The following is a 14,796-nucleotide window of genomic DNA, read 5'->3' on the forward strand; positions in this document are numbered from 1 at the left end:
AAGCAGATGCAAACGCTCTCTAAAAAACTACGTTTTTATAGTACAGATATTAATAAGTGTTTTTCGTTGATAAATAAATAGAAAGTGCTATTATATGTATTGTGATTAATACAGTTTTTGAAAAGAGGTAATACAGTGAGTGCAAAAGGATCAGAAATCATTGTTGAAAGTTTAGAAAATCATCGGGTGCCTTATATCTTTGGGATTCCCGGTGCAAAAATCGATGGCGTATTTGACGTGTTGAGTGATCGGGGACCAGAGTTGATTTTGGCACGACATGAACAAAACGCGGCATTTATGGCACAAGCAATCGGTCGCCTGACAGGAGAGCCAGGAGTCGTCATTGCGACAAGTGGACCAGGGGCCAGTAATTTAGCGACTGGGTTGGTCACGGCAACTGCCGAAGGTGATCCCGTCCTGGCACTAGCAGGCCAAGTGAAGCGTTCTGACCTTTCAAAATTGACCCACCAAAGCATGAATAATGCGGCATTGTTTGCGCCGATCACGAAATTCAGCAGTGAAGTCCAAGATCCTGAAACCCTTTCTGAAAGTATTGCCAACGCCTTTCGCATCGCAAAAACAGCGAAAAAAGGGGCGAGCTTTTTATCCATTCCTCAAGATGTGACGGACGGAACCGTTCAAGGGGCAGCGATCAAACCACTATCTTCGCCTAAATTAGGCAGTGCCGATGCAGAAGATATCCAGGCACTCGTCGATCGGATCAAAGAAGCCAAGCTGCCTGTCCTACTCTTAGGAATGCGGGCTTCAGGCGTGAAAGAAACACAAGCGATTCGTCATTTAGTTGCAAAAACTGGGTTGCCTGTCGTAGAGACCTTCCAAGGCGCTGGGATCATTTCTCGTGAATTAGAAGAGCATTTCTTTGGCCGCGTCGGCTTGTTCCGCAATCAGCCTGGTGATATGCTGTTGAAACGCAGCGACTTAGTGATCGCTGTGGGGTACGACCCGATCGAATACGAAGCTCGCAACTGGAATGCGGAAAAAGATGCCCGCGTGATCGTCATCGATGAAGTACCGATGGAGATCGATCCATTTATGCAGCCAGAAGTTGAACTGATGGGCAGTATCGCGAAAATTATTGAACAACTATCAAAAGCCATCGATCAGTATCACTTGACCGAAGACGCTCAAAACTATTTAACGACGCTGCAAACCAAACTCAATGAAAAACCAGCGGATGTCGAAGGCAGCAACAATACCTTGCATCCCCTGGAAATCATTGATGCTTTGCAACAAGAAGTGACCGATGACATGACGGTGACGGTGGATGTCGGCAGCCACTACATTTGGATGGCCCGTCATTTCCGCAGTTATGAGCCACGGCATCTGCTCTTTAGTAATGGCATGCAGACTTTAGGGGTCGCTTTGCCATGGGCGATCGCGGCAGCGCTCGTGCGACCAAATACTCAAGTGATCTCTGTATCTGGCGATGGTGGCTTCTTGTTTTCTGCCCAAGAGTTAGAAACAGCCGTCCGTTTGAAACAAAACATCATTCACTTGATTTGGAATGACGGTACCTACAATATGGTGAAATTCCAAGAAGAAATGAAATATGATCGTGCTTCTGGGGTTGATTTTGGACCAGTTGATTTCGTGAAATATGCCGAAGCGTTTGGTGCCAAAGGCTTACGGGCAACCACCAAACAAGAATTGATGGCAGCCATCGAAGAAGGCTTTGCAACGGATGGTCCAGTGATCATTGATATCCCTGTGGATTATTCAGACAATGCCGATCTTGGCAAAACGATCCTACCTGATCAATTTTATTAAGACCAAAGGAGCATCAAGATGAAAGTGAAAAACAAAAGTTATTTATATCAGCATGGCACCCTAGGTGGGTTGATGCAGGATTTAATGGATGGCACGGAGCAAATCGGAAAAATGCTTGAATATGGCAATTTTGGGATTGGTACTTTGGCTGGTTCCAATGGTGAAGTGATTATTTTAGATGGTGAAATCTACCATGTAGACGAGTCGGGCAAGGTACAAGTGCTCCAAGGAAATGAAGGAACCCCCTATGCGGCAGTCGTTGATTTTTCTGCGGCGAAGCACCTGCAGGTCAGCCAAGAAATGACCGATGAAGAAGTGAAAAACCACGTCCTGACAGAAGTCAGTCCGAATTTGTTTTCCGCTGTCAAGATTCATGGGGTATTTACCAAGATGCACGTCCGCGTTGCCCCAAAGCAAGAAAAACCGTACCCAAAATTCATTGAGATCATCCAGCATCAGCCGGAATTTCAAGCAGAAGATATCAGCGGCACGATCGTCGGGTTCTTTACCCCGTTGTTGTTCCACGGTGCTGCGGCCGCCGGTTTCCATTTGCATTTTATTAGTGATGATCGCACATTTGCTGGTCATGTCTTAGACTTTGAAGTGGCAGCTGGTGAAGTCGAATTGATGGAACTAGCCGAATTTCGTCAGCATTTTCCTATCGACAACCAAGACTACTTGCAGCGGGAGATCGATGTCGCAAAAATCGCCAAGGATATTGAAGCTGCCGAATAAGCAGCAGGCAGCAAAAAATAATTGATCGCCAGTAGAGTGGTCTCGGATCGAATTGAACGCAAAGCAGCAGTGAAGCCAACGCTTCACTGCTTTTTTGTGCTTCCTTCTATTCATGAGGCTTGCTGCAAAACCTGGATACTTCGATAGAAAAGTTGGGGAATGGTCAAAAATCTAAATTAATTCTTATTTACGAGCAAATAAATTGATATATTTTAAGAATAATGATAATTTTTGTACTAATTAGAAGTATTTTGTTGAGAGTAATTGCACTTGACTGATTTTATAGAGAAAAGAGGAAAGATATGAAAAAAAAGTTGACGACTGCGCAAGGAGCCAGTGTAGCGGATAACCAGAATTCTTTGACAGCGGGGCGCCGTGGCCCAGTGTTGATTCAAGATGTCCATTTGCTAGAAAAACTGGCACATTTTAATCGTGAGCGGATTCCCGAACGGGTCGTTCATGCGAAAGGTGCGGGGGCTCATGGGGTCTTCCGAGTAACAAACGACGTAACGATGTACACGAAAGCGGCGTTTCTTTCAGCCATCGGGAAAGAAACGGAGATGTTTATTCGCTTTTCAACGGTTGCCGGAGAACTAGGGTCTGCGGATACGTTGCGCGATCCTCGGGGGTTTGCGGTTAAATTTTACACGGAAGCGGGGAATTATGATCTCGTGGGCAATAATACCCCGATTTTCTTTATTCGTGATCCGTTGAAGTTTCCTGATTTTATCCATACCCAAAAAAGAGACCCGCGAACGCACTTGAAAAATCCAGAGGCGGTATGGGATTTTTGGTCTCATTCACCGGAATCCCTCCATCAAGTCAGCCTGTTGATGGGGGATCGGGGCTTACCGGCAACCTTTCGTCATATGCATGGGTATGGGAGCCATACATTCGCTTGGCTCAACGCAGAGGGAGAACGCTTTTGGGTGAAATATCATTTTCGGACGGATCAAGGCATTATGAACATGAGTGCGGCACTCGCAGCAGAACTTGCGGGAAGCAATCCTGATTATCATATTGAAGATCTATATAAAGCGATTGAGGCAAAGGAGTATCCTTCTTGGACACTCTATGTTCAAATCATTCCCTTTGAAGAAGGTTGGTCAGCTGCCGTCAATCTTTTTGATGTGACCAAAACAGTCTCACAAAAAGACTATCCGCTCATTGAAGTGGGACGAATGACTTTGAATCGCAATCCAGAGAACTATTTCAACGAAGTCGAGCAAGTCACTTTTTCACCGGGCAATATCGTTCCAGGGATTGATTTTTCTCCGGACAAACTATTGCAAGGTCGGCTGTTTGCTTACGGTGATGCGCATCGTTATCGAGTTGGACCCAATAGCAGCCAGTTGCCGATCAATGCGCCAAAAGCGCCCGTCCATAATCACCAACAGGATGGTTTCATGAATACCAAAACGAATTCTTCAGGGATCAATTATGAACCGAACAGTTTCGATGGCATCAAAGAAAACCCGCATGCCAAGGGCATCCACTATTCGTTAGAAGGAGAGATCGGTTCCTTTGCTTACGATGAAGACTATTATAGCCAAGCAGGTGATTTTTATTGTTTGCTCTCAGAAGAAGAACGAACACGTTTAATTCAAACGATTGCGGGAAGTTTGGGACAGGTTCAAAATCAACAGATCAAAGAACGGCAGGTCTTGCATTTTTACCGTGCGGACCCAGAATACGGCAGACGAATCGCTGAAGCGATCGATGTGAACATTTAAGAAAGGAGGAAAAAGAATGTTACTTTTACATGTAGTTTTTGGTCTTTTATCTTTTGTCGGAGCAATGATGCTGGGGGTGGCCTTTAAAGGGCAGCTGCGAGAGCTTTCAAGGCTTCAGCAATGGGCAATCGGTTTGAGTTATACGGGCACGCTGTTGACGGCGATTTTGGGGATCTTGTCTGCATCTTCTCATCCAATCATCGTACTCATGACCCTCGTAGGCGCACTGGCTTTTACGAAACGGACATTTTTAAGTGCAGATCAATCCAAAGAGCAATGATTGCTGATAGTAGCGGCGTAGAAGGAAAAAGCGTACTTGATTCATTGGAAAAGTCCCATATAAAGCTGCTTCCACTAAAAAAGAACAGCTTTATATGGGAGGATTAGTCAGGCGTTCGTTTAAAGGCGACAAGGAAATATCAATTCTCTTTCTTTGGAGAAGCGGCGTGAATGATTGGAATTACTACGTATTATCAAGAACGACCAACCGCAAAATTCTCGGATTGATTCGATTCAAAAGATAATTCCAATCGGCAGCGTCGGGTATTGATTTTAATAAGACACTTTCAACATCCAGTAAGTATTCAGTGGCGTATTCGGAGTAGTTAGTAATGAGAAAATTAATGTTTTTTTCTTTTAAATACTCGTGGGAGAGTTCGTTTGAATCAGGGTAGTACATTTCATGATAAACGCCAAGATATTTTCGGATAATACTTTCGGCGTACTCACAAACATACTCGTTACCTTCAAAAATAACAGCTATAGTTCTCCGTGTGCCCCAATTCTCTTCAATGATGGCTTCCATGTGGAAGGTGAGACTTGCACAAAAATCATCCAAATGGTCGAAAGAATAGAGTGTTTTCACAAGAGGATGTGAGAGCAAAAACTGGCGATTTCTTTTATATTCAGCCGCAAATTTTTCTTTGACGAAAGCATTCAAATCATCGATGTTGACGTTCATCGTTGGCGATAACAACTCACGAAGCTTGAAAATAGTGAAGAATGACTCTAACCAAAGCAAATCTTTTTGTTCATCAAAGCTGTTGCCGCGATTTTGGGCATAGAAATCAGCAGTGATTTGTTTGATCGCGGGCCAGTGGTTATAGTTAAGACAAAACACTTTGCTTGTTTCTAGATCGGTGTTGAGTTTGCGACGACAAATGATGCAAGTCAAAAGATAGATTGCTTCTTCTTGAGGAAACTCAAAGGTAAAATAACGCTGGATAATCTTTTTAAGGTCCTCATAATTTGAAAGTAAACCATTTTTTTTAACTAACTCGCTTAGTTCTGGAGAGGGGGCAGCAAGTAAACCGCGTTTGCTGCGCTCCACGCTAATATAAAGGATATACGCAAAATAAGAAAACGAAGAGCTCTGTAAGGCCTTCGTTTCCAAAAGGTCAGTGATTTCCATCACTGCATCTTGTACATGGATCGAGGGAAATAACGTGTGGACATTAATGTCAGACTCGTAGTAAAAAAGACAGAAAAATTTTCGTATATCGATCTCCGAACCTGCCAAAGAGACGGGATCCGTTTTGATTTTTAAACCGAAAGGGGATAAAAATGGCTGTATTTTCCGGAAGTAGCTGATCAGCGCTTGTTCAGAAATATTAAGCGTTAAGCTCCAATTAAAGAGGGTTTGCTGCTCATCATAAAAAATACTTTCTAAAATCTGGAAAATCGGTTCATCTTTTATCAATTCTTGCTTTTGCTTTCGATACCTATCATGATCGATTTCTTCAAAAAGATACCCGATTTTTGCTGTATGGATCGCCATAGCCCCTTTAAAATACTCTCGCAAGCTAGCAATGTCAGTAATCAACGTACGCGTACTGCTCTCGGTCACTTCAGCGAGTTCTCCCAGTGTACGGGAGGGACTTTTCTCAAATTCATTCAACAATTGCAGCCAGCGAATCAACGTACGATTTCGCATGAATTTTAATTGAAATGTTTTCATGTCAGCCTCCGAAAAATAAGTTTAAATAATTATAGCATAATCATTTACACAGAGAATGAAACGTTCAACTGTTAGGCGTTCTTGCCACAGTGCCTTGAAGACTCTGACTACCAGCAGAACATCTCCGGGAATATCAATCGTTCACGGTAAGTATAGCAAGGACCTGAGAAACCAATTGCCAAAAATCATACATAAACTTGAGAAAACGAAGCGCTAATAGAAAGGCTCCAAACGCTAGATAAAAAGCTAATGAAGCAAGAAAAGACGATAAAAACACAGTTTTTCAACTGGCAGTTGCCCATTTGAACAACTGTGTTTTTTTCTGATGACGCCAGAGGATCTTAGGCAACAGAAAGTAAAAGCTGCAACCCAGACTCGATAACGAATTGGATGCAAAACGTGATCCTTTACCAGTAGACCCATTCTTCCAACAACTCGTTCTCTTTGACAAGCACGGGAGTCATTTGCTTGAGTCGAAAAAACGAAGCGTAGTATAATAAAAGAGAATTGATATTTATTTACTATTTGGATGACAACATGTTTTTTTGATAGAGGTTGTTAAGTGAAAAAAGGAGAGAAAGGAAATCGCCTATGAAGCATTCGCAAAAAGGGGTAGCGCTTCTTTTGGTTTGCGGACAACTTTTAGCTGGTGTGCCAGTTTCAGCTGCGGTTGTTGCATCGGAAGGTACGATCGTTGCCCAAACATCAGAAACAGCTGCACAAGAAAGTGACAGTAGCAGCACAGCAGGGACGGTTGAAGAAACTGCTCCAGCAGGGGAAGGACAAGTGTCCGATTCGGAGCAAGGATCGGCACCTGTAGAAAGTGTACCAGAAGGATCTGAGACAGCGCCGGAGGGAACAGAGCAAACCGAAGAACCAACCCCAGATCCCCAACCGACGCCAGAACCGAAACCAGAGCCGAACCCAGAGCCGAAACCAGAGCCAGAACTACCGAGTAAGCCAGAGCCTTCTCAGCCAGAAGAACCAACCCCAGCACCGAAACCAGAAAAACCAACACAGCCTGAAGCGCCCAAACCTGAGACGCAGCCGGAGAAGCCCCAACCGTCAGAACCTGTAAAAACGCAACCGACACCAGAAGAAAATAGGGGAGCAAGTCAAGAAACACCGGCGGCTGTGTCACCAATCATGCCACCAAGTACCCAAGCACCAAGCGGGCCAAGTCAATCCGATCCTATAACGCAGCAAGGTAGCGAAACGAGCTTGACAGTCACACCAGTAAAAGAAGTGTGGGATTTTATCCAAGAAATCGGCGAAGATGCTCGGGAAATTGGCTTGAAAAATGATTTGTACGCTTCTGTCATGATTGCACAGGCTATTTTAGAATCAGGTGGCGGGCAAAGCAGACTGAGTCAGGCGCCGTACTTCAATCTCTTTGGTATCAAAGGAACCTATCACGGACAGGGTGTTGCCTTTCGGACACAAGAAGATGATGGTTCGGGAAATCACTACACAATCACGGCAACGTTCCGCCAATATACTGGGTACAAAGAGTCATTGATGGACTATGCTCGTTTGTTGAAAGAAGGGGTCGGACAGCAGTCTGATTTTTATAAAGGTGTATGGAAATCAGAAGCGGCTTCTTATCAAGAAGCTGCCCATTATTTGACTGGTCGGTATGCCACTGATACCGCGTATGATCAAAAGCTGACCGCATTGATCGAAGCCTATGCGTTGACCCGTTATGATCAGAAAAAACCTGATGTGACCGCAAGTGAGACGTATCTTTTTCCTGTTGAAAAAGCCGTTGTCACTTCTACTTTTGGCCCACGTTGGGGAAGCTTTCATCGGGGCGTTGACTTTGCCGCAGCGTTTGGGACACCCATCATGGCGAGTCAATCTGGAACGGTCATCCGTTCAGAGGTTCATCCTTCTTGGGGGAATTATGTAGCGATTCTCCATGAGGACGGGATGACGACACTCTATGCTCACAATCAACAGAACCTTGTGAAGGTTGGTCAACAAGTGGAACAAGGAGAAACGATTGCGCTCATGGGTAGTACGGGCAATAGCACAGGCGCACACCTGCACTTTGAAGTCAGTGCATCGCCTAGCTTGAGCCAAGCGAAATTGGTCGATCCAATCGCTTTTTTAACAAAATAAGGATTGCCGAAAAGAGAGTATCGTGGATACTTTCTTTTTTTGTCTTTTTCCAGCAATTTTTTGGGAGCAACGATTTTAATTTTTTTTCATGAAAACCGAAAAAATGTTTAAAAAAATCGTGCATAGATTCTTTATAATTTTCACATAACCGTAACAGTTGCTAACCCATAAACTGGCGTGAGCAGATCGGTCAACCAGCAGCACAAATGGTAGGTTCGAATGCTATTGATGATGAGCGGAGAAGCAAAATCGTTACAGTTGTTACCCCTACGAATAAAAACTTGCTAACGAAGTAGGGGAGCGAATAATCAGGAAGTGCATCAATTATAAGTCTACTCCTTTTTTTCTAATCAGTATTGATCGTTGAAAAGAACTAACAAGAAATGATTAACCATAAAAAAGTAGAAGAGATAAATGAGCTGCTCTTTTTTTCTGTTAAACGAAAAGAATGTTTTACACAGTGATGCATAAAATAAAAAAAGAGGGGAACATTTTATGAGAATAAATAAAACGGATTTTGAGGCAGTGATGGCCAATAGCGAATTTTTAGACTATTACTGTCAATTATTTGAACAAAACGGTGAACGATCCGTCACAGATAAGCAATTAGAAAAATTACACTATTTGATTCAAAAGCAGGTGGCACTAACGATTCAAAAGAATGCGAGCTATTCCTTTTTTACACAAACATACAAGCTGCCGCAAACACTCGTAAAGGATTACCAACTGTTAGCGGAATGTACCGAGAGGCTTTCAAAAATAGAAATGGATCAGTTGATACCCAAACAATTTATTGAACAGGACTTTAACGTGCAGATGAAAAAAGTAAGTCAAGAAACGCAATATGAACAGCTTTTAAACATCATGACAGACACATTTAGACAAATAAAGAAAACATAGGTGATTTTCAACATAGCAGCTTTTTTTCAAAATGAAGCAAATGATACAAAGAATTTTCTTATTTCTTAAGCAGAATCTGATGAAAGCAAAAGCGAAATCCTTGCACTATTTTTAATAGCCGATAAAATAATTGTTATAAGACAGTAGTCTGGACACAACGCTTTTTTTCATCAGTCTATGAAAAAACCGATTTTTTATGTAGGATGAAAACCGATATAATGAGACTGCTTAGGCGCCTTTCATGCGTAAATTAGCCGCAAAAAAGAAATTCTTAGTAAGGAGCTTATGTTTGAAAAATTTTCAATTGAGTTTTGTCACAAGCAAATCGACCGTCCGATGGCTGCAGATTCTAAGTGAATTTGAAAAAAATGAAATTTGCAGTGCCAGCCATTTGGCTGAAGTAACAAGTAGTACTACAAGGACGATTGGCAAAGACATCAGTCAGATTAATGATTATTTCTGTGGGTTGATCCTGATCACTTCCACCAATCAAGGCTATTCGTTTGAACTATTTGATTATTCACAGTATGAAAAGAAAAAAGCTTCGCTTTTAGCGAATGAACCGCTCTTTATTTTATTGGAAAATATTTTTATTGGAGAGTTAAAGACGATCGATGAGTGGGCGGACTGCTTGTTTTTATCCAAGAGTACCTTATCAAAATACTTGCAGCGCATTCATGAACAACTGGCACGCTTTGATCTCCAACTAGCACTAGATCCCCTGAATATCGTTGGACAAGAAGCAGATATCCGCAATTTCTTCTGTACCTTTTTCTATGAAACGGATAGCACACCCCATACTGTCTTTCCGCCAGCTGCGGTCCAACAGGCAGTAACGGAAATCGGCAGGATGTTTGACAAAAATAGTTATCACACTGTTTCGTTTTCACAATATACGTATCTACTCTATATTTCGCTTGAGCGATTTATGCAAGGCAAAACTGTGCAAATCAACGACGAATTGTACCACGCCTTGCGACACAGTATTCAGCTGATGCACTTTCAGCGAATCAATGGCATTATTGAAAAGTACTTTCAATGTCGATTGACGAACGATGAACTTATCTTTTTGTTTGTTAGTATTATCACAAAGAAAAAACTGCAAAATGTGATCGTCGAACAAAAGTTTTGTCTTTCTTATAATCATTGGACCGAGATTCGCACGTTGACCAACGAGTTTTATCAGATGTTGAATGTATCGTCGAAAAAGCCTAAGGAAGATCAGATTCTGATCGAATCCTTTTTTACTTCTGCCAAATTGAAGGAGTGCTTATCCACTTCGGCCAATCGTAATATTTATGATGTGAATGCGTTTATTAAGAAAACTTTTTCTAAGGAGTTTGCTGCTTACCGAGAGTTTTTAGAAAGTAGTTGCGAGTACCACACCCTTTATTCTGTGGAGTATCTGACGGATTTTTGTGCAAACTTAGTGATTTTTATCGAATCTGTTCGAGAACGTCATTGGTTTCCCCGAAAAAATATCGCCTTTATCTTTGAAGGAAATAACAATATCGTTCAGTACATTGAGGGCTGGTCCAACCGCTATTTTAGCCGATCCCATCAAGTCTTTTATCCTGATTCAGGGGAAGTCAATGCTCAGTATTTAGAACAAAATACCATTGATCTGCTAGTGACGAACTATGCCGAGCATGCGACCGAATTTCGAGATATCGTTGAATGTATCGTCTTCAAAACGATCCCTTCTTCTTCTGACTGGAATCGGCTGCTTGAACGGATCAATCCTAACGTCACCCGCCAATTTGCCCTAAAAGACCTCTTCTAGTTTCCCATTTTGTTTTGACCTAAAGAGTTGCTAGAAAGGGCCTTTTACATGAAAAGAAAGCATTTTTCCTTCACTGCTTAGACAGTGAGAAGGAAAGATGCTTTCTTTTTTAATGGCTTGACTCTCCGCAACTGTGCAGGAGTGTGGGGAGGGGAAGTGGGGAGTGCATCAGGTACGGATGCAAGCCTTTGGAACCAGCGGTTTTCAATTCAATCGATCAATGTGGGCGAAATCATTGGGCTTCACTTAAGTAAATCAAACTCCAAGGCGCCTTTTGGTTTAGCTGAAGACCGGTCAATTCCCGATAGAAACAGGTTTTGTCTTTGACCGTCAGCTGAATGATCTCTTCTTCCGTATACTCGTTTAGAGAAGAAATTTTTAAAACATAAAGTTCTTTTAGTATTTGCAGCTGTGCGTCGATATCTAAGAGCAACGACATTTTTTCGAAAAAAGTACCCTCGTCTTGTTCATAGATCGCCAAGAATCGTTGGCGCAAAGAGAGATAAAAATTAAAGATTTTTGGGTGTGTATAAGAACAGGGAGAGTGGATAAATTCTACGTCAAAAAAGTTTACATATTCTTCGGCTGATTGGATCGTTTTTAAGTTCATATCAATACTCCTTATAAGTGTTAGGAAAAGGTGACAATACTTGTCATTATCAAAAAGAGTCACTGTTAAGCAATGTCTTACTGAGAAGGCCCTTTTGTTTTTTTTTAATGATTGGGGGAAGGACTTTCGCTACATTCAATGTACAGGATATTCCAAATTGGCTCAAACGCGTTTTTTCGTAACCATACGAAGATTTGTTTTCGCTGGTATTAACGTCAAAAATGTTCAACTATTCTGATAATTGTTGTTATAAAAAGAATATTTTCGGAATGGACGAAATGACTGGGTTTCCTTTCTTTTCCAGCAGGTTGTTTTTTCATTCGCTGAAATCATGGTTGAGAAAAAACAGCATCAGTTGACCGGTAGGCTCATCCCCGTCATTTTTTCAAAGGTGTGATACTATAGAATTATCTAGAAAAACGATCCTTTGATTCAAGTGGCCAATGCCAAAATAGTGCGAAGACACGCAGTTGCAGTGAGACGCAACCGTCTGTTTCGGTGAAAAGAATTGGCTAAATAGGGACGTTTATTAAAGCAAACGAGGAGCGACTCAATGAATGAGAAAAAAACAGTTGTAGTGATCGGCGGCGGACTTGGTGGTCTATCAGCGGCGGTCTCATTAGCCCAAAATGGCTTTGATGTATCATTATATGAAAAAAATCACCATTTAGGTGGCAAATTGAACCGACTGGAAACAAACGGCTTCGGCTTTGACTTAGGTCCTTCGATTTTGACGATGCCGCAGATTTTTGAAAAATTATTTACTGGCAGCAATCGCGATATGGCGGATTATGTTGCGATTCGCCGATTGCCATTGGAATGGCGCTCCTTTTTCCCCGACGGCACCAAGATTGATCTCTATGGCGATCTTGCCCGCATGGCAAAGGAAAACCCCCACTTGTCGGAAAAAGACATGGCAGAGTACCAAGACTTTTTGGACTATGCGCAAAAGATTTATGATATCACGGAAAAAGGCTATTTCGAGAAAGGCTTAGATACCACGAAAGAAATCTTGAAGTATCACGGCGTGATCAAAGCGCTGAAAGGCTTTGATTATTTCTCTTCCATGCATGATGCCATTCAAAAACGTGTCAGCAATCCGCAGCTGCAAGACATGCTGAGCTATTTTATCAAGTATGTCGGCTCGTCTCCTTATGACGCCCCAGCCGTCTTGAACATGATGATCTACATGCAGCATGCCCAAGGTGTCTGGTACGTGCCAGGCGGGATGCATCGGTTAGCCGAAGGCATCGTTCGCTTAGCAAAAGAGATCGGTGTGACCTTCCATACGGGACATAAAGTGGAAAAATTGATCGTTGAACAAGAACAAATCCGTGCCGCTCGTTTGGATGATGGTACGTTGATCGAAGCCGACTATTTTGTTTCCAACATGGAAGTGATCCCGGCTTATGAAGAGCTGTTAGAAGAAGCGCCGACCTTTACTCGAAAACTGGAAGAAAAATTTGAACCAGCAAGTTCTGGCTTTGTCTTGCACTTAGGGGTCAAAACCTCCTATCCGCAACTGGCGCACCACAACTTTTTCTTTTCCAATGCCTCAAAAGAAAACTTTGATCAAAATTTCCATCAGCATCAGCTGCCGGAAGACCCAACGATCTATTTGGTCAATGCCAACAAAACCGATCCTTCGCAAACAGTGGCAGGGCATGAGAACATCAAAATCCTGCCCCATATCCCTTATTTGCAGGATAAACCCTTTACGGAAGCGGAATACGATGCCTTTCGTGAACGGATCTTGATCAAGCTGGAAAACATGGGCTTAACGGATCTACGCAAGCACATCGTGTATGAAGACCGCTGGACACCCGAAGACATCCAAAAGAATTATTTGTCACATCGCGGCGCCATCTACGGCACAGTCTCTAATCGCAAGAAAAATCATGGCTTTAAACACCCGAAACACAGCGAACGCTACGAAAATCTGTACTTCGTTGGCGGTACGGTCAATCCCGGTGCCGGCATGCCGATGGTGACCCTTAGTGGCCAGCAAGTCAGTGAGATGATCACCAAAAGAGAACACTAAGACAAGAAAGGATGATGACTGTGTACCTGCTGCTCGCTGGTATTTGCGCTGCTTGGCTGGCAGGCTGGCTGATTTTTTTCCGCCTGCCGACGATACCCACCCGCAAGGAGACAGCCGCATCCAAAGACTTGAAGGAGAGGGCAGAATTGTCGATCATCATCCCCGCCCGCAATGAAGCAGAAAATTTGCCGCAATTGTTGGCATCCTTGCAGCAGCAAACCCTTTATCCTGTGGAGATTTTGGTGGTTGATGACGGATCGGAAGACGAGACGATCGCCTGTGCCAAGCGCTTCGGTGCGACGGTCTTGCAAACCGCTGCTGATTCTGCTGGGAAAGCGGCGGCTTGCTGGTTAGGCGCCTCACAAGCGGTGGGCAAGTATCTATTATTTTTGGATGCCGATACCTTCTTTCTAGCAGAAGATGGCTTAGAGCGCCTTTTCGCTGCGTATGAGGAGCGATCGGGACAAGGCCTGCTCTCGGTGCAGCCCTATCATCAAACGAAGCGCCTGTATGAACAACTATCTGCCGTCTTTAATGTCATCTTACCTGTCGGGTTGAACCGCTTTTCTATCGTAGGCGAAAAACTCTCAGCCGGCGGCGCCTTTGGTCCGTGTATCTTGTGCAGCAAAACATCGTACCTTCAAGCCAATGGGCATCAGGACATGCCACAAGGAATCTTAGATGATCTAGCATTAGCGAGACGCTTTAAGAAAAAACGCTTGCCGATAACCTTGTATGGTGGAAAAGACCTGTTGGCCTTTCGGATGTATCCAGCTGGTGTTCGTCAACTTGTTCAAGGCTGGACGAAGGACTTTGCCACTGCTTCGCAATTCACTCACCCTTTGATCATGGCGGGTGTCATCTTGTGGATCAGCGGCGGCATTGGGGTACTGGCGCCACCGTTTCTGATGGAACCGCTTTGGCTAGGACTGCTTTTTTATGCTGCTTATTTTGGACAAACTCTGTGCTTTGCTCGCCGTGTCGGCAACTTCAACCGAGTCTTGCTGCTTTTTTTCCCATGTTACTTTCTTTTTTTCCTAGGCTTATTTGGTTGGTCATGGATCCAAACCCATTTGTTGAAATCCGTGACCTGGAAAGGACGAAAAATCAATTTATAGGAGGCGATGC

Annotated in this window: 11 protein-coding genes; 9 read left to right on the forward strand and 2 right to left on the reverse strand. The window is 43.2% G+C overall.

Going from position 1 to position 14,796, the window contains the following annotated elements; all coding sequences use genetic code 11:
• Positions 1-135 precede the first annotated feature (135 nt).
• The 4 genes from alsS (at position 136) to IGJ26_RS00935 (ending at position 4,536) form a co-directional block, all read left to right on the forward strand.
• On the forward strand, positions 136-1,788 hold the full coding sequence (gene alsS / locus IGJ26_RS00920; RefSeq protein WP_005232673.1) for an acetolactate synthase AlsS: 1,653 nt from the start codon (positions 136-138) through the stop codon (positions 1,786-1,788).
• An 18-nt stretch (positions 1,789-1,806) separates the two neighbouring features.
• The gene (budA, locus tag IGJ26_RS00925) at positions 1,807-2,523 is read left to right on the forward strand and encodes an acetolactate decarboxylase (protein WP_005232672.1); all 717 of its coding nucleotides are present in this window, start codon (positions 1,807-1,809) and stop codon (positions 2,521-2,523) included.
• Between the two features lie 302 nt (positions 2,524-2,825).
• On the forward strand, positions 2,826-4,256 hold the full coding sequence (locus IGJ26_RS00930; protein WP_430599798.1) for a catalase: 1,431 nt from the start codon (positions 2,826-2,828) through the stop codon (positions 4,254-4,256).
• 16 nt (positions 4,257-4,272) lie between these two features.
• On the forward strand, positions 4,273-4,536 hold the full coding sequence (locus tag IGJ26_RS00935) for a hypothetical protein (protein WP_077453058.1): 264 nt from the start codon (positions 4,273-4,275) through the stop codon (positions 4,534-4,536).
• A 183-nt stretch (positions 4,537-4,719) separates the two neighbouring features.
• Here the strand turns inward: IGJ26_RS00935 and IGJ26_RS00940 are convergent, their stop codons facing one another.
• A complete protein-coding gene (locus IGJ26_RS00940; RefSeq protein WP_077453056.1) occupies positions 4,720-6,213 on the reverse strand; it encodes a helix-turn-helix domain-containing protein in 1,494 nt (497 codons plus the stop codon).
• A 591-nt stretch (positions 6,214-6,804) separates the two neighbouring features.
• On the opposite strand from IGJ26_RS00940, the gene IGJ26_RS00945 reads away from it, so the two are divergent.
• The 3 genes from IGJ26_RS00945 to IGJ26_RS00955 all read left to right on the forward strand — a co-directional run bounded on the left by IGJ26_RS00945 (position 6,805) and on the right by IGJ26_RS00955 (position 11,017).
• Positions 6,805-8,334: a peptidoglycan DD-metalloendopeptidase family protein gene (locus tag IGJ26_RS00945; protein WP_016619569.1), complete on the forward strand. Its 1,530-nt coding sequence runs from the start codon at positions 6,805-6,807 to the stop codon at positions 8,332-8,334.
• Between the two features lie 495 nt (positions 8,335-8,829).
• Positions 8,830-9,234: a hypothetical protein gene (locus IGJ26_RS00950; protein WP_061053586.1), complete on the forward strand. Its 405-nt coding sequence runs from the start codon at positions 8,830-8,832 to the stop codon at positions 9,232-9,234.
• A gap of 289 nt (positions 9,235-9,523) precedes the next feature.
• Positions 9,524-11,017, forward strand: coding sequence for a helix-turn-helix domain-containing protein (locus IGJ26_RS00955; protein ID WP_223347152.1), 1,494 nt, complete (start codon positions 9,524-9,526; stop codon positions 11,015-11,017).
• A gap of 232 nt (positions 11,018-11,249) precedes the next feature.
• Here the strand turns inward: IGJ26_RS00955 and IGJ26_RS00960 are convergent, their stop codons facing one another.
• On the reverse strand, positions 11,250-11,627 hold the full coding sequence (locus tag IGJ26_RS00960) for a DUF7006 family protein (protein WP_005232663.1): 378 nt from the start codon (positions 11,625-11,627) through the stop codon (positions 11,250-11,252).
• Between the two features lie 553 nt (positions 11,628-12,180).
• On the opposite strand from IGJ26_RS00960, the gene IGJ26_RS00965 reads away from it, so the two are divergent.
• Both IGJ26_RS00965 and IGJ26_RS00970 read left to right on the forward strand, forming a co-directional pair.
• Positions 12,181-13,668: a phytoene desaturase family protein gene (locus IGJ26_RS00965; protein ID WP_194199362.1), complete on the forward strand. Its 1,488-nt coding sequence runs from the start codon at positions 12,181-12,183 to the stop codon at positions 13,666-13,668.
• Between the two features lie 11 nt (positions 13,669-13,679).
• Entirely contained in the window at positions 13,680-14,786 is a 1,107-nt protein-coding gene (locus IGJ26_RS00970; RefSeq protein ID WP_429960322.1) for a glycosyltransferase, read from the forward strand.
• Positions 14,787-14,796 lie beyond the last annotated feature (10 nt).

Origin of the sequence: Enterococcus sp. AZ095a (genome assembly GCF_050546735.1) — a bacterium.
GTDB lineage: Bacteria > Bacillota > Bacilli > Lactobacillales > Enterococcaceae > Enterococcus_D > Enterococcus_D entomosocium.

Bases quoted from the DNA above. Each gene is read 5' to 3' on its own strand.
- IGJ26_RS00965 (WP_194199362.1), top strand. From the start codon at position 12,181: ATGAATGAGAAAAAAACAGTTGTAGTGATCGGCGGCGGACTTGGTGGT.
- IGJ26_RS00950 (WP_061053586.1), top strand. From the start codon at position 8,830: ATGAGAATAAATAAAACGGATTTTGAGGCAGTGATGGCCAATAGCGAA.
- IGJ26_RS00970 (WP_429960322.1), top strand. From the start codon at position 13,680: ATGATGACTGTGTACCTGCTGCTCGCTGGTATTTGCGCTGCTTGGCTG.
- IGJ26_RS00930 (WP_430599798.1), top strand. From the start codon at position 2,826: ATGAAAAAAAAGTTGACGACTGCGCAAGGAGCCAGTGTAGCGGATAAC.
- IGJ26_RS00960 (WP_005232663.1), bottom strand. From the start codon at position 11,627: ATGAACTTAAAAACGATCCAATCAGCCGAAGAATATGTAAACTTTTTT.
- IGJ26_RS00945 (WP_016619569.1), top strand. From the start codon at position 6,805: ATGAAGCATTCGCAAAAAGGGGTAGCGCTTCTTTTGGTTTGCGGACAA.
- budA (WP_005232672.1), top strand. From the start codon at position 1,807: ATGAAAGTGAAAAACAAAAGTTATTTATATCAGCATGGCACCCTAGGT.
- IGJ26_RS00940 (WP_077453056.1), bottom strand. From the start codon at position 6,213: ATGAAAACATTTCAATTAAAATTCATGCGAAATCGTACGTTGATTCGC.
- IGJ26_RS00935 (WP_077453058.1), top strand. From the start codon at position 4,273: ATGTTACTTTTACATGTAGTTTTTGGTCTTTTATCTTTTGTCGGAGCA.